The sequence below is a fragment of the Methylothermus subterraneus genome (genome assembly GCF_054656915.1).
Genome location: NZ_BAAHXK010000006.1, coordinates 1 through 18925, shown reverse-complemented (window position 1 = coordinate 18925; position 18925 = coordinate 1). Strand labels below are relative to the sequence as shown.

The following is an 18925-nucleotide window of genomic DNA, read 5'->3' as shown; positions in this document are numbered from 1 at the left end:
CGTCTCTCCTCAGGTTAAACCGAAACGCGCTACCAGCGCTTCCACCACTGCCTCGTCCACCGCCGAGGCGGCCTCGATCACTTGGGTAAACCCTACCTCGCGCGCTTTCGCAGCCAGCCTGGAACTTACGACAATCACCGGCAAGGCCAAGAGCTTATCGATCTTCGCGCCGGCAGCTTGTTGCAAATTGTCCATGCTCTCGCCGCTGCTGATCAACACCACATCCAGCCCCTGGTCGAGCAAGCTTTGAAGGCGTGCGACCGTCTCTGGCCGAGGCGAAGCCCGCCGATACAGTTCGACGCGCTCGACCCGGGCACCGCGCGCGCTCAAGGTGTCGGCCAGTTCCGTGCGGCCGCCGATCCCCTGCACGAGCACGACGCGTTGGCCTAAAACCTGGCGCAAGGGTTCCTGCGCGAGCAAGCTTTCTGAAGTGTGCGGCGGAGGCGCTTGCAGATGCACGCAAATCCCAGCTTTAGCCAGGGTTTTTACCGTCGCTTGGCCTATCGCTGCGACTTTAAACTGCCCACCCGTAGGCAAGCCGGCCTTGAGGGCAAATCGAACCGCATTGGCGCTGACGAAGATCAGCCAATCGGCGCCTTGCCACCACCCCGCCGCCGGCGGGTCAAGCGGAACGATCTCCAGCATCGGGCAAAGGTGGGCGACCCCACCGAGCGCCTCGATCGCCTGGCACAAGCCTTCGCCTTGCTCTTGGGGCCGAGTCACTAAGACGCGCCGCCCCGCAAGCCCTCTAGCCATACACCGACCGCAAAATCCGATCCGCGCCTCGGGCGAGCAGGGTCTCGGCCAAGGCGCATCCTAAATCCTGCGCCTCCTCCACTCCCCCTTCGATCGCTGCCGCGATCACTTCGCTCCCATCCGGCATTCCCACCCGCCCGCGCAGATACAGGCGCCCCTCACGCAACTCGGCCAAGCCGGCGATGGGCACTTGGCAGCCGCCCTGCAGGCGGGCGTTTAGGGCACGTTCGGCGAGCACGCACGCCGCGGTGCCCGGATCGTGCAACGGCGCGATCAAACGATTGACTAAAGCATCGTCGCAGCGGCACTCGATTCCAATCGCTCCCTGGCCGATCGCCGGCAAGCACAGCTCTGGATCGAGCCACTCGGTGATCTGTCCTTCCAGCCCGAGGCGCTTCATGCCTGCCCCGGCCAGGACGATGGCGTCAAACTGCCCACTTTTTAGTTTCTCTAGCCGGGTGCCTACGTTACCGCGCAAGGGAATAATGCGCCACTGCGGAAAATTTCGTTTAAGCTGACACTGGCGGCGCAGGCTGGAGGTACCAACGCGGGCGTCTTGCGGCAACTGATCTAAACCGGAAAATTCGACGCTGACGAGCACATCGCGCGGATCTTCGCGCCTTAAGATGGCGCCGATATGCAGGCCCTCGGGCAGTTCCACCGGCACGTCCTTCATGGAGTGGACCGCGATCTCGGCCCGGCCATCGAGAATCCCTTGCTCCAGCTCTTTGACAAACAAGCCCTTGCCGCCCACCTTGGCCAGAGCCACATCCAAGATCTTATCCCCTTGGGTGGTCATCCGCACCAGCTCGATCTTAAGCGCCGGGTGCTGCCGTCGCAGGCAGGAAGCAACGTACTCGGCTTGCCAGACCGCTAGAGGGCTCTTGCGGGTTGCGATGCGGATCGTGCCTGCCACTTTGCCATGCGCGCCATTCCAAATTCAGCTTATTGTACAAAACTACCGTCGGCGCTGCACGAATAGGCGGCTTGCTTATCGCAGGTGGTTATTGCTTACGCATAGCGGCCGTTATCGGTGATCAATTCCCACACCGATGGATTGACTTTTTTGATCCCCGGCAAGACACGATCGACTTCGGCCAGGCAAGGCCGCCTTAGGCCGTGATAGTCGACATCCGGTCCGATCGGCGAAAAGTGGATCCCGAACAAGCGCAGAAACCGCAACAGCGCGGGCTCCATCACTGCGTACCAATGGGTGATCGCGTGAGCGCGGGTCATGCGCACGATCGCAGCAAATAGACCGACGGTAATGTGGGGCAACACCCGGCGCTCGTCGGGAGCAAAATACACTTCTGGCTGCGCCCCGATCCCAGCCAAGGTTCCGGCTTCATTAGGGCGCCGCTTGAATTCCTTGGAAACGGCAAACCTCGAAATTTCTGCTAAATGACGGCGAATTCCCAGATCGGTGACCGGCGTCTCCAACACGCAGTGCTCTTCGATTGGATAAGGCAGGAACAAATCGTCTGGATCCGGCAGCACCAAGCGCACCGTGGCGGCGTACAGACCGGAACGGCGATGGCGGACCAGATAATGATCGCTGCGGCGGTCATAAGGATCCGTCTCCAAGTAAACTTCCCTGCCGTCCTCCTTAACCACTGTACAATCCTCAGGGCGCTCGAATCCGGTCTCAAGGCAATACACCTGAAACCTAAGTTTGTACACCTCGCGCTTGAGCGTTGCCGTGCTCGCAGGAACCAACTCAAAATATTCGTAAAACTTGGCACGCAGATCGAATTGCTGGTCTTTCCCGTCGGCTTGAGGATTTAAATCGGCATCTGCCATCGCTGGAAATCGCCTGCTTGGTTTCAAGCTAAGTTTAGACTATAGGCCGATCCCCCGCCTATCTTTCTTTTGATGAGCGCACTCCGCTTCAGCGCGCTATACTCTGCAAGGGCAACTTCCAAACTTAGCCATCCCGATGGAGAAGCAATCCATGGCCAACGCGCAAAAACCGCCAGTCAACTCTCCGCGTTTTCTCGCCAAAGCCAAAAAACCCAAGGCGCTGATCGGGGTAGGTTTAGCCCTTTGGCTCGGTTTGAGCGGTTGCGGCGACCGCGCTAGCGACTTAGAGCACCTTGCCCGCGCCAAGGAATCTCAAGACCGAGGCGATCTTCGCACCAGCGTCATCGAACTGAAAAACGCTCTCCAAAAAAACCCGAGCAACGCTGAAGCCCGAAGGCTTTTGGGAGAAATCAGCGCCAAATTGGGCGACGGCGAGACAGCCGAGAAAGAGCTTCGGCGGGCCATAGACCTCGGCGTTGCCCGCGAGGCGGTGCTCTTGCCTTTGGCCGAAGCCCTCAAGCTGCAGGGGAAATTCCAGGCCCTGCTCGACGAAATCACCCTGCCCCCCTCCTTGCCGCCCGAAAGCCAGGCGCTTTTGGCCGCCTACCGCGGAGACGCTTGGCTGGCGCTCAACAAACCCGAGCAGGCCAGGCGCGAGTACGAAGAAGCTTTGCGCCTGGATCCCAAAGCGCCGCACGGCAAGCTGGGACTGGCTTATCTAGCCGTGGCTGCAAACGACCTTGAACAGGCGCTCAAATTGGTCGACGACGCCCTCCAAGCCGCCCCCGAAGGGCAAGCATTCAGCTTCAAAGCCGAACTTCACAAACGCCGCGGCCAGCTCAAAGAAGCCGAAGCGGCTTACACTCAGGCGATCGAACACCGCCGCCAAAACGAAATTGACCGCGCTAACCGCGCCTTGGTGCGCATCGAATTGCAAAAACTGCAAGAAGCCGAGCAAGATATCGAAATCTTAAAAAAGACCGCCCCTAAGCTGTATCTCACTCACTTTGCCGAAGGCTACCTCAAAATCGCCCAAGGTCAACTCAAAGAGGCCAAAGAACCTTTGGATCGGGCTTTGGCGCTCAACGAAAACTACCCTTTTACCTTGTTTTATTTAGGCTTGGTCGCCTTGAGCGAAAACCAACTGCAGCAAGCCGATGCGTATTTATCGCGCTTTGCTCGCCTCTTTCCAGGCTCTCCGCAAGCCCATCTCCTACAGGCGGCCGTCAAATACCGCCAAAAAGACTTCCAGGCTGCCCGCTCCTTGCTCATGCCGGTGCTGCTCAGCCGCCCGGAGGACCCTTTGGCTTTGAACCTCATGGCCAACATCGAATTGGCCAGCGGCCACCCCAAAGAAGGGCTGCAATACCTGCAGAAGCTCGCCGAGCTTAAACCCGAATCGGGCGCGGTCGAAGCGCGCCTGGGGATGGGGATGCTCGCCGCTGGGCTCAAGGAGGAGGGTTTGAAAGCCTTGGAAAAAGCCCTCGTCGAAGACCCAAGCCTCGTGCAACCGGAAGTCCTGCTCGCCACCACGTACCTGCGCGAAAAGCAGTTTGAAAAAGCCAAGCAAGCCATCGAGCGCTTAAAAAGCAAGCTGCCCAAGCACCCTTTGCCGTTCAATCTCGAAGCGATGTGGCACTACGCGCAGGGCAATGAGGTAGCCGCGCAGGCCGCGCTGGAGCAAGCTTGGCAAATCGAGCCTGGCCATCCCACCACCGCCGAGAACCTAGCGCGCCTAGCCTTCAAAAACAAGCAATTCGACAAGGTGCGGCAAATCTACCAGCAAGTTTTAACAGCCCATCCCGACAATGCCTTGGCTCGGCTGCGGCTGGCTGAAATGGATTTCCGCGAAGGCAAGTTCCAGGCGATGGAAGAACGCCTAACCGGCCTGATCCAAGCCCAACCGGAGCTTTTGCAACCGCGCCTGGAATTGGCCAAGTACTATCTCACTTTCGGTCAGCCCGAGCGCAGCCAGAACTTGCTCGAGGAGATCCGCAGCCGTTACCCCGAGCATCCTGAGCTCTTGGCGGTGCTGGCTAAAGCCCAACTCGAGGCCCAACAACCTAAGCGCGCACTTGAAACCGCCAAAGCGTTAGCCAAAGTCGCTCCCGCTTCGCCTCTTGCTCATTACCTTCTCGCGCAGGCTCACGCCCAGCTCAAAGACGCAGAAGGAACCCGGCGGGAGCTGGAAGAAAGTTTAAAACTCGACTCCAAGTTCTTGCCTGCGCGCCTGGCGATGGTCAAGCTCTTGGCCTTGGAGAGAAAGCCCGAACAAGCCCAAAGCGCCCTCAAGCAATTGGCGCAAGATTTTCCAGAGGACGCGGAAGTTTTGGCTCTGCAAGGCTGGTGGGCAATGCGCCAACGCCACGCGGAAGAGGCGGTCGAATACTATCAAAAAGCGCTCGCCAAACAGCCAAGCAGTATCCTCGTCGCTCATCTTGCCAATGCGCTTTGGCGCGCTGGCAACAAAGAAAAAGCAATTCAAGTCTTAGAAGAATGGAACCTGCGTTATCCCAAAGACGCGCAGGCCTTATACTTGCGTTCTGGCCTTTATCAGACTCTAGGGCGAGAACAAGAAGCGCGCCAAGCTCTGTCTGAAGTGCTTAAGATCAGCCCGCAAAATCCTCTGGCTTTAAACGACTTGGCCTGGTTGCTGCGCAAAGAAGACCCTAAAAGCGCCCTGCGCTATGCTGAGCAAGCGTATGCGGCAGCGCCCAAATCGGCCCAAATCGGTGACACCTTGGGGGTGGTCCTGCTCGCCAATCACAACGCCGAACGGGCTTTGAAAGTCTTAGAAGAAGCGGCCACTTTAGCACCTGAAGACCCTTCGATCCGCTATCACTTGGCGCTGGCCCAGGAAAAAAGCCAGTTAAAACAAGAAGCGATCGCCAGTCTAAAGCAAGCTCTGGCATCGAAACGGCCGTTTCCAGAACGCAAGGAAGCGGAAGCGTTGCTTAATTCGCTTCAGGACAAAAGATGAAGGTAAAGCCGGGGACCTCCCGGCTTTGCTTTATTCCGATTCTGAGGCTTCTTTAACGGGGCGATCTACCAATTCCACATAAGCCATTGGCGCCGCATCCCCAGGCCTATAACCGCACTTTAGGATGCGTATATACCCCCCTGGCCGAAGTTTATAACGCGGACCCAATTCGCTAAACAACTTGGTCACAACCTGTTTATCCCGCAATTTGGCAAATGCCAAGCGGCGGCGCGCCGTATTATCCTCTTTAGCCAAAGTGATCAAAGGCTCTGCCACCCTACGCAACTCCTTCGCCTTGGGCAAGGTGGTTTTGATGAACTCGTGCCGGAACAGCGAGGCTGTCATATTCTGAAACATAGCCTGACGGTGACTGCTGGTACGGCTTAAATGTTTTCCTGCTTTACGATGGCGCATTTTCCTTTTCCCTTAAATCTTAAGAAGATGCTTTTGCCTTGTCTTCTTTTTTAGTTTCTTCCGGCCGCTTCAAATCTTCAGGCGGCCAGCCTTCCAACCGCATACCCAAGGACAATCCTTTAGACGCCAGCACATCCTTGATCTCAGTTAAGGACTTCTTACCCAGATTGGGAGTTTTCAAAAGCTCCACTTCCGTACGCTGGACGAGATCCCCGATGTAGAAAATATTTTCTGCTTTCAAACAATTCGCCGAACGCACAGTCAATTCAAGATCGTCTACCGGCCGCAGTAATATCGGCGCAAACTTAGGACCTTTTTCCTTAGGTTCTTCCCGTTGTTCTTCCTGAAGATCTACGAATACCGCAAGATGATCGCGCAAAATCCGGGCGGCTTGTTTGATACATTCCTCGGGTTCAATCGTGCCGTTAGTCTCCAATTCAATGACTAGCCGATCCAGATCGGTGCGCTGGTCAACTCGGGTGTTCTCAACTCGATAAGCGACCTTACGAATCGGGCTAAAAGAAGCATCAAGCCGCAAAACACCTATTGCTTGATCTCCCTCTTCCATACGCATATCGGCAGCAGGACGATAGCCGCGGCCACGCGCTACCTTCAAGGTCATATTCAATTCGCCAACGTCGGTCAAATTCGCGATTACCAGCTCTGGATTAACGACGGTGACATCGTGGGTTAGAGCAATATCTCCGGCTAATACGGGCCCGGGGCCTTTTTTCGACAGCTTTAATTCCGCAACATCGCCTTGGTGCAGAATAACCGCTAAACCCTTAAGGTTTAGCAAGATGTCGATAACATCTTCCTGCACCCCCTCAATCGTCATGTACTCATGCAGCACCCCCTCGATTCGCACCTCGGTCACCGCACAGCCCGGAATGGAGGATAAAAGTACCCGACGCAACGCATTGCCGAGAGTATGTCCGTAACCGCGCTCGAGCGGCTCGATCACAATCTTAGAACGATGCCGGCTCGAATCGGTCTCGATACTGACAACGCGGGGTTTATGAGAGCTTAACAAAAGATCGATCATGATTTTTTAACCGGATTACTTCGAATACAGCTCTACTACTAGTTGCTCTTGAATGTCTGAACCCAGGTCGGCACGGTCAGGCAGGGATTTGAAAACTCCGGACATATTTTTAACATCCACCTCTACCCAACTAGGAAATCCATATTGCTCAGCTACCGTCAGAGCTTCTTGAATGCGCTGCTGTTTTTTCGCTTTCTCCCGGACTGCAACTATATCTCCTGGTTTAACCTGATAAGAGGGAATGTTAACCACAGAACCATTGACTAAAATAGCCTTATGGATAACCAACTGACGAGCTTCAATCCGAGTAGACGCAAAACCCATCCGATAAACTACGTTATCCAAGCGGCTTTCCAAGAGAAATAATAGATTCTCGCCCGTGGACCCTTTTTGCCGCGCTGCTTTCTTATAATAATTGCGGAATTGACGTTCCAAAACCTGGTAAATACGTTTGATCTTTTGCTTTTCACGGAGCTGCATAGCATAGTTGGACAGCCGCCCCCGGCGTCTCTGCCCATGCTGACCAGGCGATTGATCTAATTTGCATTTTCCTTCCAGCGATTTACCTCGGCTTTTCAGGAACAGGTCCGTACCTTCCCGCCGAGCCAACCTACACCGTGGACCAATATATCGTGCCATCGTTGCTCCTCCTACACACGCCGTTTTTTCGGCGGACGACAGCCGTTATGGGGAATCGGCGTCACGTCTGAAATTTGCACAATCCTAAAACCCAAATTATGGAGCGCTCGTACTGCCGATTCACGACCAGGACCCGGTCCTTTAACCTGAACGTCCAAGTTTCTCATACCGTATTCTTTAGCCGCACTACCTGCTTTTTCCGCAGCTACCTGAGCAGCAAAAGGAGTACTTTTACGTGATCCCTTGAACCCACATCCTCCTGCAGAGGCCCACGTCAATGTATTTCCTTTGCGATCGGTGATAGTGACAATCGTATTGTTAAAGGATGCATGGATATGCGCGATCCCATCAGAAATTTCTTTCCGTATTTTTTTACGCGTACGACTCGGAGTCGCCATCAATTACCTCACTAGATACAACAAAGCTTACCTATTTATTTCCGCACTGGACGCCTTGGACCTTTGCGGGTTCTTGCATTCGTGCGAGTTCTTTGCCCTCTCACCGGCAATCCACGCCGATGACGCAAACCACGGTAGCACCCGATATCCATCAGGCGCTTAATGCTCATGGCGACCTCTCTTCGCAAGTCGCCTTCCACAGTATACCGGCTCACTTCAGTCCGAATGCGATCGATCTGCTCCTCCGTCAAATCTTTTACTTTAGTGGTTGGTTCGATTTGAGCCGATTCGCAGATTTGCCGCGCCCGAGATCGACCAATCCCATAAATCGACGTCAAAGAAATAACTACATGCTTATTATCTGGAATATTGACTCCAGCGATACGCGCCATGCGCTTGGTCTCCTTTCAGAAATCGTAAACGTTTCAACCCTGGCGCTGTTTATGCCGAGGCTCTTTGCATATTACTCTGACAACGCCTTTACGGCGTATTATTTTACAATTTCGACAAATCCGCTTCACTGAAGCTTGGACTTTCATGTTAACCTCTTAAATTCAACGTTAACGCGTTAACCCGGTAGATGAAGCTTTTCCCTTAAGATTAGCCTTGCGCATTAGACTTTCATACTGCTGAGACATCAGATGGGTTTGAATCTGAGCCATAAAATCCATAACCACTACTACGATAATCAAAAGCGAAGTTCCGCCAAAGTAAAAAGGAACATTCCAATATAAGATCAGAAAATTTGGTAAAAGACACACCAAAGTGATGTATATTGCCCCGATTAAAGTAAGGCGGGTCATGACGGCATCGATGTAACGCGCGGTCTGCGCACCTGGCCGGATTCCAGGGATAAACGCGCCTGATTTTTTCAGATTCTCAGCGGTTTCTTTGGCATTGAATACCACCGCCGTATAAAAAAAACAAAAGAACACGATTGCAGCTGAGTAACATAAAATATATAAAGGTTGTCCTGGAGATAAAGCCGCAGCTACATCTTGCAACCACTCCATGCTTTGGGCGCTTCCAAACCAACTAGCTACCGTCGCTGGAAACAAAATAATACTGGATGCAAAGATCGGCGGGATCACGCCAGCCATGTTTAGCTTTAAAGGCAAAAAACTCCGCTGGCCTCCATATATCTGCCGTCCCACTTGACGTTTAGCATAATGAATCGGAATGCGCCTTTGCCCTTTTTCCACAAAGACTACGAATGCGGTTACCGCGATTGCTAAAGCAAACAATACTACCAGAGTGATAGGGCTCATTTCTCCAGTTCGCGCTAACTCTAAAGTTGTGGCTAAGGCGGAGGGCAATTCAGCAACAATTCCTGCGAAAATAATCATCGAAATCCCGTTCCCTATCCCCCGCTCGGTGACCTGCTCACCCAGCCACATCAAAAACATTGTCCCAGTAACCAAGGTTACTGTCGTAATAAACACAAATTGCAGGCCGGGGTTGATTACCACCGGCAGACCGCCCGCCGTTTGGTTTTGCAACGCAACCGCCACCCCAATCGACTGAAATGTGGCTAAAAATACCGTCGCATAACGAGTATATTGCGTTATCTTGCGACGCCCCGATTCGCCTTCCTTCTTCAGCTGCTCCAGCTTCGGTATTACAATAGTCAGAAGCTGAATAATAATAGAAGCTGAAATATACGGCATAATCCCTAAGGCAAAAATGCTTAGACGCTTTAGGGCGCCACCTGAGAACATGTTGAACATGTCCAATATCGATCCTCCCTGCTGTTTAAACAGCAGGGCGAGTGCCTTAGGATCAATGCCAGGAACTGGAATATGCGCACCCAGCCGATAAACAACTAAAGCTCCCAACAAAAAAAACAGACGCTGGCGCAACTCTCTCAAATGGCCAAAGCGGCCCAGCATTGCTATGCTTGGAGTGCTCACGAATTTTCTACCCTACCACCAGTTGCTTCGATCGCCAGACGGGCCCCTTTGCTTACAATCAGACCTCGAATAACTACCGGTCGTTTGAGCTGTCCTGAGGCAATAATCTTGACCTGTTTAGTCTGCCCAGAAACCAAGTTTGCCCGCCGCAGCGTTTCAAGGTCGATCACATCATCTGCTAACCTGTTTAATTCAAAGAGTCGGATTTCATCTACGTAGCGTTTATTCTGGGAACGAAATCCAACTTTCGGCAAACGGCGATGCAAGGGCATTTGCCCGCCTTCAAAGGCAACTTTATGATAACCACCGGCACGCGCTTTTTGGCCTTTATGCCCGCGACCGCAGGTTTTCCCTAAGGTGCTGCCTATCCCTCTGCCTACTCTTTTACGGTCCTTTTTACTACCAGCTGCTGGTTTCAGCGTGTTTAAATACATCACCTGCCTTCCTCAACGTCCAGCATGTAAGATACTTTCCGGATCATTCCCCGAATTTCCGGGGTATCTCTTACCTCTACTGACTGATGCATGCGCTTAAGGCCTAATCCACGCAGACAATCCCGATGGGACTTAATTCGACCAATTTTACTGCGTATCAAAGTAACCTTGAGCTTTTTTTCCATTTCTTCTTCCTCAACCAAGAATCTCTTTTACAGTTTTACCACGCTTGGCAGCTACGTATTTGGGATCCTGCATCTCAGCCAAGCCTTTGATTGTTGCCCGGACTACATTAATTGGATTGGTCGTACCAATGCACTTAGCCAAAACGTTATGTACTCCAACGGCCTCGAACACCGCACGCATCGCCCCACCCGCAATAATACCCGTACCCTCGGCGGCCGGTTGCATATACACTTTAGCCGCACCTTCGGTTACCGTAATGGGATGCTGCAAGGTATCTCCCCGCAGCTTAACTTGCACCATATTCTTGCGGGCTTGCTCCAAAGACTTTTGGATCGCTACAGGAACTTCGCGGGCTTTACTCAAGCCAAAACCCACTCGGCCGTTGCCATCCCCTACCACCGTTAGGGCGGTAAAACCGAACTGCCGTCCTCCTTTGACCACTTTAGCTACGCGGCGAACAGCCACGAGTTTTTCTTGCAGTTCCCCGCCCGTCTGCATCGTTCCGTCTGTCATATTTCAATGCTCTCCTAAAACTTCAGCCCATGCTCACGGGCTGCTTCAGCCAAAGCCTTCACCCGACCGTGATATAAAAACCCAGAACGATCAAAAGCAACCCGCTCTATTCCCACCGCAAGCGCTTTTTCTGCGATCGCAGCGCCCACGAGCTTTGCCGCCTCGATATTGCCAGTATATTTGACTTTACTGCGAATATCCGCCTGGACCGTAGCCGCGCTTGCCAATACTTTCGATCCGTCTGCAGTCGTAATCTGCGCGTAAATATGCTTAGGTGTCCGATGCACAGTCAAACGATGAATACCCAATCGGCGAATCCGCGCCCGCGTTTTGGCAGCTCGCCGCATTCGTGATGCTTTCTTATCCATGCGACACCCTTACTTCTTTTTCGCTTCTTTCTTGACAACGTATTCGTCGGCATACCTGACTCCCTTACCTTTGTAAGGCTCAGGAGGGCGATAGGCGCGAATATCCGCTGCCACTTGGCCCACTTGCTGTTTATCTGCACCTTTGACTATGATTTCGGTTTGGCTTGGAGTTTCAATCGTGATCCCCGGAGGAACTTCATACACGATCGGATGAGAAAACCCCAAAGTCAAAGTCAACTGCTTGCCTTGAGCTTGGGCGCGATAGCCTACTCCTTGTAGTACGAGTTTTTTTTCAAATCCTTGATGAACCCCAGCCACCATGTTGTTGATCAAAGCGCGTAAAGTGCCTGCCATCGCCTTGGCTTGTTTAGCATCTTGGCGATAGCGCACGTTAATCACGCCGTCTCCTAACTGTACCTCAACAGCATCTGGAATAGACTGAGATAAGTTCCCCTTTGCGCCTTTGACCGACAACTTCTTGCCTTCCAGGCTAACCTCCACTCCTTTAGGAACTAGTACAGGCTTTTTCGCTATCCTAGACATATATTTTCCTTCGTTCCAAATCATGAAACGACACAAATTACTTCTCCACCCAACCCCAGTTTACGTGCTGCTTTGTCGGTCATTACTCCTTTAGAGGTGGAGACAATTGCAATCCCTAAACCACCTTGTACTTTGGGTAGTTCATCTTTTCCCCGGTAGATCCTCCGACCGGGCTTGCTTACCCGCTGCAGGTTTTCAATTACAGGGCGGCCTTCAAAATACTTCAAGCGCACGGTCAGAAAGGCTTTACCATCGCTGCGCTCAACTTCGAACCCGGCGATGTAGCCCTCATCTGCTAGGACGCGGCAAATAGCCTCCTTCTGCTTGGAAGAAGCCATTTTTACACTTGCTTTCCCTACCATCTGGGCATTTCGGATGCGGGTCAACATATCCGCAATCGGATCACTCATGCTCATCGCTTCATCCTCTACCAGCTTGCCTTGGTGATTCCCGGCAGATCACCACGCATGGCCAACTCTCTAAGCTTATTACGCCCAAGACCAAATTTGCGATAAAAACCTCGCGGGCGTCCAGTTAGCTTGCAACGATTGCGCAATCTTACCGGACTGGAATCTCGCGGCAGTTGCTGCAATTTCAATTGGGCTTTCAACTTATCTTCGAATGAGGCCGCCGGATCTTTCAAAATCTTCCGCAGCTCGGCTCGCTTTGCAGCGTATTTAGCTACCAGGCGCTTACGCCGCTCCTCTCTGGCGACCATAGACTTCTTCGCCATCAGTCTTAGCTCCTAAAGGGGAAATTAAACTTCTCTAACAGTGCACGACCCTCATCATCGGTTCGTGCACTGGTGGTAATAGTAATGTCCATACCTCGAAGCGCGTCGATCTTGTCATAATCGATTTCCGGAAAAATAATCTGCTCCTTGATCCCTAAGGTGTAGTTACCGCGCCCATCAAATGCCCTTGGATTCAAGCCCCGGAAGTCCCTAATTCTGGGAATCGCCACATTGATCAAACGGTCAAGGAATTCATACATGCGCTCGCGACGCAAAGTGACCTTGCAGCCAATCGGCATGCCTTGACGAATCTTAAAACCCGCGATCGATTTACGGGCGCGGGTTACCACCCCTTTTTGCCCGGAAATCAAAGCAAGATCTTGAAGAGCATTGTCCAAAACTTTTTTGTCGGTCACCGCTTCACCTAAACCCATATTGATGGTGATTTTGGTGATCTTTGGAACCTGCATAACGGATCTGTAATTGAATTGTTTAACCAATTCTGGCACGATCCGTTCTCGGTATTCTAATTCCAACCGTGGTTTGGCCATGTTTTTAGACGTCAATTACTTCGTTGTTAGATTTAAAATAACGCACTTTGCGGCCATCTTCCAAGAAACGAAAGCCAACCCGATCGGCCTTGCCGGTCAGAGGATTAACAATCGCGACGTTAGAAATATGGATAGGCATCTCTTTTTCTACGATCCCACCTGCAATGCCTCTTGCTGGGATAGGCCGCTGATGTTTTTTGACGACGTTGATGCCTTCTACAATCACCCGATCGTTTGCAAGCACGCGCTTGACCTTACCCCGCTTGCCTTTATCTTTTCCTGTCAAAACGATGACTTCATCGTCTTTCTTAATCTTACGCATTTTATCAAACCTATCCGGCTTAAAGCACTTCCGGGGCCAAAGAAATGATTTTCATAAACCGCTCGGTTCGCAATTCACGTGTAACCGGCCCAAATATGCGGGTACCAATAGGCTGCATTTGGTTATTGAGCAAAACCGCGGCATTAGTATCAAAGCGAATCACCGAACCGTCTGGCCGGCGGACGCCTTTTTTAGTTCGTACCACCACCGCATTGTACACATCGCCTTTTTTAACGCGCCCGCGGGGAATCGCGTCTTTAACGCTGACCTTAATAACATCACCGATATTTGCATAACGCCGATGCGAACCGCCCAAAACCTTTATGCATTGAACTTCCTTAGCACCACTATTGTCTGCGACTTCAAGCCTTGTTTGCATCTGGATCATAGCTATCCTCCATTGACGCTATTTGGCTCTTTCTAAAATTTTTACTAATCTCCATGCCTTACGCTTAGACAAGGGGCGGCATGAGGCGATAGCAACCAAATCCCCTTCTTGGCACTGATTCTCTTCGTCATGGGCAAGCAACTTGGTAGAACGCTTGATATATTTCCCATATAAAGGGTGTTTTACAAGGCGTTCCACACGCACTGCAATGGTCTTATCCATCTTGTTGCTGACCACTCGACCCGTTAATGTCCTTAAATTCTCTCGTTGCTCACTCATAATTCAAGCTCTTGCCATCTCGCTTAGTATCGTCTTTATCCGAGCAATATCACGGCGGACCTTTTTCAGCTGATCCGGTCGAGTCAAAGCGCCAGTTCCTTTTTGCATCCATAAATTAAACTGCTCTTTATGAAGATCCACCAAAAGAGCTTCCAGCTCCTCTTTGGTCTTTTCACGTAATTCGTTGGCCTTCATCAGATCACCGTCCGCAGAGTAAACGAAGTCTTTATCGGCAGCTTAGCTGCAGCTAGCCGGAACGCCTCACGCGCCGTCTCTTCTGGAATCCCTTCGATTTCGTAAAGCACCATACCAGGCTTAACTTCCGCTACCCAGTATTCCACGCTGCCCTTACCTTTACCCATGCGCACTTCTAAAGGCTTTTTAGTGATCGGCTTGTCCGGAAAAATCCGGATCCATAATTTCCCACCGCGGCGTACATACCTCGTAATCGCCCGGCGTGCAGCTTCAATTTGACGCGCAGTAATTCGACCGCGGCCTATCGCCTTAAGGCCGTACTCACCGAAGCTCACTTTATTACCACGCGTCGCCAGTCCGGTATTCCTACCCTTTTGTTGCTTACGATATTTAGTTCGTTTAGGCTGCAGCATCCTAGGCTCCTATTTACTAACCTCGGACCGGGCAGTTGGTTCAAACACCTCACCCTTGAAAATCCAGACCTTAACCCCAATCACCCCATAAGTAGTATGCGCTTCGGCAAAGCCATAATCGATATCCGCGCGTAAAGTATGCAAAGGGACCCGCCCTTCGCGATACCACTCGCTCCGAGCAATCTCTGCTCCATTCAAGCGCCCAGCCACGCTGATCTTAATTCCCTCTGCGCCCAAGCGCATAGTATTCTGGACGGCGCGTTTCATAGCCCGCCGGAACATAATGCGTTTTTCCAGTTGCTGAGCGACTCCTTCGGCGACTAATTGAGCATCGAGCTCCGGTTTACGAATCTCCTCTACATTGATCTGCAACGGGATTCCTAGTTTTTCTCCAATCTCCCGGCGCAGGCGATCAATATCTTCACCTTTTTTGCCGATAATCAATCCGGGGCGCGCTGTGTAAATGATTATCTGCGCATTATTAGCCGCGCGATTAATCTGAATCCGACTTACTGAAGCATGAGCCAGTTTCTTTTTAAGAAATTCACGCACATCTAAGTCTTGGTGCAAAAGCACAGGATAATTCCTGGAATTGGCATACCAACGAGAATTCCAATCCCGAACATATCCTAGTCGGATTCCGATTGGATTAACTTTTTGCCCCATATTACTTGCTCTCAGAAACTTTGACAGTGATATGACAGGTGCGTTTTAAAACCTGATTAGCACGCCCTTTTGCCCTGGCCCTAAAACGTTTCATTGTTGGTCCTTCATCCACATGAATAGTGGAAACCTTCAGCTCATCAATGTCTAGACCTTCGTTATGCTCAGCATTAGCAATCGCTGATTCCAATGCTTTTTTAACCAGAGCAGCCGCTTTTTTATTGCTGAATTGAAGAATATTCAAAGCCTTGCCTACCGGCAAGCCCCGCACTTGATCAGCTACCAGGCGACATTTCTGCGCGGAGATTCGAGCATAACGCAGCTTTGCTGCTACTTCCATTGCAACCCCTTAGGTTTCTATTTGGATTTCTTATCTGCCGCATGCCCGCGAAAAGTGCGAGTCGGCGCAAACTCACCCAACTTATGCCCCACCATATTTTCGGTAATTAATACCGGAACGTGCTGACGACCGTTATGTACTGCAATCGTCAACCCCACCATTTCAGGGACAATCATGGACCGTCTAGACCAAGTTTTAATCGGTTTTTTAGCTTTGCTTTGAAGCGCTTGCTCGACCTTTTTTAACAAGTGATGGTCGACAAACGGACCTTTCTTAACCGAACGTGGCACTGCCTTTCCCTCTTAACTTAACTTACTTCGCGCTGCGTCGCCGAATAATCATATTGTCGGTACGCTTATTACGTCGCGTCTTATAGCCTTTTGTCGGCTGCCCCCAAGGAGAGGTAGGGTGCTTGCCCTTATTGCGCCCCTCACCGCCTCCGTGGGGATGATCAACCGGGTTCATCGCTGTCCCTCTTACCGTCGGTCGCCGGCCACGCCAACGACTCGCACCTGCTTTGCCTAAAGAAATCAGGTTGTGCTCGGGGTTACTCACTTCCCCGATCACCGCTTTGCAATCGATGTGGACTTTACGCATTTCTCCAGACCGCAGGCGCAAGGTGGCATACACTCCCTCCTTCGCTAACAGCTGCACCGAGGTACCAGCGCTGCGGGCCAGTTGTGCGCCTTTGCCAGGAGTCATTTCAACGCAATGCAACTGGGCGCCTACCGGAATATTACGTAAAGGCATGCAATTGCCGACTTTAACCGGCGTCTCCTTATCGGAGAGAATCTCATCGCCGACTTGCAAACCTTTAGGCGCGATAATGTAGCGCCGCTCGCCATCCCGATACAAAATCAATGCGATATGGGCAGTGCGGTTGGGATCGTATTCTAAGCGCTCTACTTTACCTGGGATGCCGATTTTGTCACGCTTGAAATCGATGATTCGATAACGACGCTTGTGCCCACCCCCACGATGGCGAACCGAAATACGACCTACATTGTTACGCCCACCGGTTTTGACCAGCTTTTCTACCAGCGGCTCGTAAGGATCCCCCTTATACAACCCTTCGGTTTTGACCCGAACGACGAAGCGGCGACCCGGCGAGGTCGGTTTGCATTTAACGATTGACATGACCTTATTCCTTCAATCTTTGGCTACGCACTTTCAGGATGCAGACAAGTCGATTTCATGCCCCGGCTTCAAACGCACGTAAGCTTTTTTCCAGCCTGGACGTTTGCCGATAAAGCGGCCAAAACGCTTGACCTTAGGTTTAGTATTCAAGAGCTGCACTGACTCCACCTCGACCGAGAACATCAGCTCAACTGCTTTTTTCACCTGAGGCTTAGTAGCGTCTTTTCGAACCTTAAATACAAACCGATTCTCATTTTCCGCCAGTCGAGTGCTTTTTTCCGAAATCACCGGAGCGACTAGCACCTTCATCAATTCCAGCCGATTCATCCTAAACGCTCCTCCAATACCTTAGCTGCCGCCGAAGTCAGCACAACCTTCTCAGCCGCGACCAAAGACACGGGATCAACACGGCTTGCCTCACTGAGCTGGACGTAATGAATGTTGCGCACTGCCAACTCGACCGCCGGGTCTTTCTTATCCACTAGAATCAACACCCGCTTTAAGCCGTATTCTTTAAGCTTACTAGCTACCGCCTTAGTTTTAGGTTCGTGGGGCACCAGATCCGCGCTCACCGCCAAGCGATTCTGGCGGAGCAATTCGGACAGAATCGAGCGCATCCCAGCTCGATACATCTTTTTGTTCAGTTTTTGCGAATAATCGCGCGGGGAAGCAGCAAACACTTTCCCACCCCCTCGCCAAAGTGGGCTACGAATCGTGCCGGCGCGCGCCCGACCGGTGCCTTTCTGACGCCAAGGTTTTTTCCCCCCACCGCTAACCGCAGAGCGGTTTTTCTGCGCTTTAGTGCCTGCTCTTGCGTTGGTTAAATAAGTTGTCACCAATTGATGCACGAGAGGCTCGTTAAAAGGCTGCCCGAAAACAGTTTCGGAAACCGCCAACGGTTGCGCTGAATCCTTCTCGCTGATGACTGGAATTTCAATACTCATGGCTCATCCTATTTTTTTACCGCCGGCCGGACTATGACATCAGCCCCTTTGTGTCCCGGTATCGACCCTTTAATCAAGAGCAAATTGCGCTCCTTATCTACAGCCACGATCTGAAGGTTTTGCACGGTCCGGCGCACATTGCCCATACGCCCAGCCATCCGTTTGCCTTTAAACACCCTGCCTGGGGTCTGGTTTTGGCCAATCGAACCGGGCACTCTGTGAGACAAAGAGTTCCCGTGGCTTGCGTCCTGACTGTTGAAATGGTGACGCTTGATCGTCCCGGCAAAACCTTTGCCAATGGTCAAACCGGAGACGTCCACGTATTGGCCGACTTCAAACTCGACCTGTAAGGTTTCCCCTACCTGCAGATTTTCCCCCTCCCCAGGCTCCAGACGAAACTCCCAAAGACCACGACCCGGCTCGACTCCAGCCTTGGCAAAGTGCCCGGCCTCCGGCTTAGTCAAACGGGAGGGCTTACATCTGCCGGTGGTCACCTGCACTGCCCGATAGCCGTCACGCTCTAGAGTGCGCAACTGAGTGACGCGGTGTTCTTCTACTTGAACTACAGTCACCGGAATCGACTGCCCTTCCTCGGTAAATACCCGCGTCATCCCACATTTGCGCCCGACAACTCCAATCGTCATGGCAACAACCTCAATTCAGCTTAATCTGCACGTCGACACCTGCTGCCAGATCCAGTTTCATCAGCGCATCGACTGTTTTATCGGTAGGTTCAACAATATCGATCAACCGCTTATGCGTCCTAATTTCATACTGATCCCGCGCGTCCTTGTTGACGTGCGGCGAGATCAACACGGTATAGCGCTCCTTTTTGGTTGGCAAAGGGATCGGACCCAACACTTGGGCCCCAGTGCGTTTTGCAGTCTCGACGATCTCGTGGGTGGATTGCTCCACCAACCTGTGATCAAAACCTTTTAGACGAATCCGAATTCGCTGTCGTTTGTCCATAAACC

32 protein-coding genes are annotated in these 18925 nt (G+C 52.0%); 1 reads left to right on the top strand and 31 read right to left on the bottom strand.

From position 1 onward, the window contains the following. Positions 1-9 precede the first annotated feature (9 nt). From ACYQ3M_RS06695 to ACYQ3M_RS06685, 3 genes are all read right to left on the bottom strand, one after another. Positions 10-756 carry a uroporphyrinogen-III synthase gene (locus ACYQ3M_RS06695; RefSeq protein WP_460035291.1) on the bottom strand — a complete coding sequence of 249 codons (747 nt, stop codon included), beginning with the start codon at positions 754-756 and terminating at the stop codon, positions 10-12. Then, positions 749-1672 (bottom strand): hydroxymethylbilane synthase, encoded by a 924-nt coding sequence (gene hemC / locus ACYQ3M_RS06690; RefSeq protein ID WP_460035290.1) that lies wholly within the window; start codon positions 1670-1672, stop codon positions 749-751. The genes ACYQ3M_RS06695 and hemC overlap by 8 nt, the downstream gene beginning before the upstream one ends. Positions 1673-1767: 95 nt before the next feature. Continuing rightward, on the bottom strand, positions 1768-2556 hold the full coding sequence (locus tag ACYQ3M_RS06685) for a PEP-CTERM/exosortase system-associated acyltransferase (RefSeq protein WP_460035289.1): 789 nt from the start codon (positions 2554-2556) through the stop codon (positions 1768-1770). Between the two features lie 151 nt (positions 2557-2707). On the opposite strand from ACYQ3M_RS06685, the gene prsT reads away from it, so the two are divergent. Continuing rightward, complete coding sequence (gene prsT / locus ACYQ3M_RS06680; RefSeq protein ID WP_460035288.1) at positions 2708-5536, top strand: XrtA/PEP-CTERM system TPR-repeat protein PrsT; 2829 nt, start codon at positions 2708-2710, stop codon at positions 5534-5536. Positions 5537-5566: 30 nt separating this feature from the next. Here the strand turns inward: prsT and rplQ are convergent, their stop codons facing one another. The 28 genes from rplQ to rpsJ are packed head-to-tail and all read right to left on the bottom strand — an operon-like array spanning position 5567 to position 18920. Next, entirely contained in the window at positions 5567-5950 is a 384-nt protein-coding gene (gene rplQ, locus ACYQ3M_RS06675) for a 50S ribosomal protein L17 (protein WP_460035287.1), read from the bottom strand. Positions 5951-5969: 19 nt separating this feature from the next. Next, positions 5970-6995: a DNA-directed RNA polymerase subunit alpha gene (locus ACYQ3M_RS06670; RefSeq protein WP_460035286.1), complete on the bottom strand. Its 1026-nt coding sequence runs from the start codon at positions 6993-6995 to the stop codon at positions 5970-5972. Positions 6996-7010: 15 nt separating this feature from the next. Further along, positions 7011-7634 carry a 30S ribosomal protein S4 gene (gene rpsD, locus ACYQ3M_RS06665; RefSeq protein WP_460035285.1) on the bottom strand — a complete coding sequence of 208 codons (624 nt, stop codon included), beginning with the start codon at positions 7632-7634 and terminating at the stop codon, positions 7011-7013. 11 nt (positions 7635-7645) lie between these two features. Further along, positions 7646-8032: a 30S ribosomal protein S11 gene (gene rpsK / locus ACYQ3M_RS06660; protein ID WP_460035284.1), complete on the bottom strand. Its 387-nt coding sequence runs from the start codon at positions 8030-8032 to the stop codon at positions 7646-7648. A 35-nt stretch (positions 8033-8067) separates the two neighbouring features. Beyond that, positions 8068-8424, bottom strand: a complete 357-nt coding sequence (rpsM, locus tag ACYQ3M_RS06655) for a 30S ribosomal protein S13 (RefSeq protein WP_460035283.1) — start codon at positions 8422-8424, stop codon at positions 8068-8070. 33 nt (positions 8425-8457) lie between these two features. Further along, positions 8458-8571 carry a 50S ribosomal protein L36 gene (gene rpmJ / locus ACYQ3M_RS06650; RefSeq protein WP_460035282.1) on the bottom strand — a complete coding sequence of 38 codons (114 nt, stop codon included), beginning with the start codon at positions 8569-8571 and terminating at the stop codon, positions 8458-8460. A gap of 21 nt (positions 8572-8592) precedes the next feature. Continuing rightward, positions 8593-9921, bottom strand: a complete 1329-nt coding sequence (secY, locus tag ACYQ3M_RS06645) for a preprotein translocase subunit SecY (protein WP_460035453.1) — start codon at positions 9919-9921, stop codon at positions 8593-8595. Between the two features lie 17 nt (positions 9922-9938). Beyond that, positions 9939-10376: a 50S ribosomal protein L15 gene (gene rplO / locus ACYQ3M_RS06640; protein WP_460035281.1), complete on the bottom strand. Its 438-nt coding sequence runs from the start codon at positions 10374-10376 to the stop codon at positions 9939-9941. After that, a complete protein-coding gene (gene rpmD / locus ACYQ3M_RS06635; protein ID WP_460035452.1) occupies positions 10376-10561 on the bottom strand; it encodes a 50S ribosomal protein L30 in 186 nt (61 codons plus the stop codon). Before rpmD ends, rplO begins: the two co-directional genes overlap by 1 nt. A 10-nt stretch (positions 10562-10571) precedes the next feature. Continuing rightward, positions 10572-11075: a 30S ribosomal protein S5 gene (gene rpsE, locus ACYQ3M_RS06630; protein WP_460035280.1), complete on the bottom strand. Its 504-nt coding sequence runs from the start codon at positions 11073-11075 to the stop codon at positions 10572-10574. Between the two features lie 14 nt (positions 11076-11089). Then, positions 11090-11443, bottom strand: coding sequence for a 50S ribosomal protein L18 (gene rplR, locus ACYQ3M_RS06625; RefSeq protein ID WP_460035279.1), 354 nt, complete (start codon positions 11441-11443; stop codon positions 11090-11092). 9 nt (positions 11444-11452) lie between these two features. Next, entirely contained in the window at positions 11453-11986 is a 534-nt protein-coding gene (rplF, locus tag ACYQ3M_RS06620; RefSeq protein WP_460035451.1) for a 50S ribosomal protein L6, read from the bottom strand. A 20-nt stretch (positions 11987-12006) separates the two neighbouring features. Continuing rightward, positions 12007-12402: a 30S ribosomal protein S8 gene (rpsH, locus tag ACYQ3M_RS06615; RefSeq protein ID WP_460035278.1), complete on the bottom strand. Its 396-nt coding sequence runs from the start codon at positions 12400-12402 to the stop codon at positions 12007-12009. 11 nt (positions 12403-12413) lie between these two features. Further along, on the bottom strand, positions 12414-12719 hold the full coding sequence (rpsN, locus tag ACYQ3M_RS06610) for a 30S ribosomal protein S14 (protein WP_460035277.1): 306 nt from the start codon (positions 12717-12719) through the stop codon (positions 12414-12416). Positions 12720-12724: 5 nt separating this feature from the next. Then, positions 12725-13270, bottom strand: a complete 546-nt coding sequence (rplE, locus tag ACYQ3M_RS06605; RefSeq protein WP_460035276.1) for a 50S ribosomal protein L5 — start codon at positions 13268-13270, stop codon at positions 12725-12727. Positions 13271-13274: 4 nt separating this feature from the next. Beyond that, on the bottom strand, positions 13275-13592 hold the full coding sequence (rplX, locus tag ACYQ3M_RS06600) for a 50S ribosomal protein L24 (RefSeq protein WP_460035275.1): 318 nt from the start codon (positions 13590-13592) through the stop codon (positions 13275-13277). A gap of 19 nt (positions 13593-13611) precedes the next feature. After that, positions 13612-13980: a 50S ribosomal protein L14 gene (gene rplN / locus ACYQ3M_RS06595; RefSeq protein ID WP_460035274.1), complete on the bottom strand. Its 369-nt coding sequence runs from the start codon at positions 13978-13980 to the stop codon at positions 13612-13614. An 18-nt stretch (positions 13981-13998) separates the two neighbouring features. Next, complete coding sequence (rpsQ, locus tag ACYQ3M_RS06590) at positions 13999-14259, bottom strand: 30S ribosomal protein S17 (RefSeq protein ID WP_460035273.1); 261 nt, start codon at positions 14257-14259, stop codon at positions 13999-14001. A gap of 3 nt (positions 14260-14262) precedes the next feature. Continuing rightward, the gene (gene rpmC / locus ACYQ3M_RS06585) at positions 14263-14454 is read right to left on the bottom strand and encodes a 50S ribosomal protein L29 (protein ID WP_460035272.1); all 192 of its coding nucleotides are present in this window, start codon (positions 14452-14454) and stop codon (positions 14263-14265) included. Beyond that, on the bottom strand, positions 14454-14867 hold the full coding sequence (gene rplP / locus ACYQ3M_RS06580; protein ID WP_460035271.1) for a 50S ribosomal protein L16: 414 nt from the start codon (positions 14865-14867) through the stop codon (positions 14454-14456). The genes rpmC and rplP overlap by 1 nt, the downstream gene beginning before the upstream one ends. A gap of 9 nt (positions 14868-14876) precedes the next feature. Next, positions 14877-15533 carry a 30S ribosomal protein S3 gene (gene rpsC, locus ACYQ3M_RS06575; RefSeq protein WP_460035270.1) on the bottom strand — a complete coding sequence of 219 codons (657 nt, stop codon included), beginning with the start codon at positions 15531-15533 and terminating at the stop codon, positions 14877-14879. Position 15534: 1 nt separating this feature from the next. Next, entirely contained in the window at positions 15535-15870 is a 336-nt protein-coding gene (gene rplV / locus ACYQ3M_RS06570) for a 50S ribosomal protein L22 (protein WP_460035269.1), read from the bottom strand. 17 nt (positions 15871-15887) lie between these two features. Then, the gene (gene rpsS / locus ACYQ3M_RS06565) at positions 15888-16160 is read right to left on the bottom strand and encodes a 30S ribosomal protein S19 (protein WP_460035268.1); all 273 of its coding nucleotides are present in this window, start codon (positions 16158-16160) and stop codon (positions 15888-15890) included. 22 nt (positions 16161-16182) lie between these two features. Then, a complete protein-coding gene (gene rplB / locus ACYQ3M_RS06560) occupies positions 16183-17007 on the bottom strand; it encodes a 50S ribosomal protein L2 (protein WP_460035267.1) in 825 nt (274 codons plus the stop codon). Positions 17008-17040: 33 nt separating this feature from the next. Then, complete coding sequence (rplW, locus tag ACYQ3M_RS06555; protein ID WP_460035266.1) at positions 17041-17334, bottom strand: 50S ribosomal protein L23; 294 nt, start codon at positions 17332-17334, stop codon at positions 17041-17043. Further along, positions 17331-17951 carry a 50S ribosomal protein L4 gene (rplD, locus tag ACYQ3M_RS06550; protein WP_460035265.1) on the bottom strand — a complete coding sequence of 207 codons (621 nt, stop codon included), beginning with the start codon at positions 17949-17951 and terminating at the stop codon, positions 17331-17333. The genes rplW and rplD overlap by 4 nt, the downstream gene beginning before the upstream one ends. Before the next feature lie 8 nt (positions 17952-17959). Next, a complete protein-coding gene (gene rplC / locus ACYQ3M_RS06545; RefSeq protein WP_460035264.1) occupies positions 17960-18595 on the bottom strand; it encodes a 50S ribosomal protein L3 in 636 nt (211 codons plus the stop codon). A 10-nt stretch (positions 18596-18605) separates the two neighbouring features. Continuing rightward, positions 18606-18920, bottom strand: a complete 315-nt coding sequence (gene rpsJ / locus ACYQ3M_RS06540; RefSeq protein WP_460035450.1) for a 30S ribosomal protein S10 — start codon at positions 18918-18920, stop codon at positions 18606-18608. Between the last annotated feature and the right edge of the window lie 5 nt (positions 18921-18925).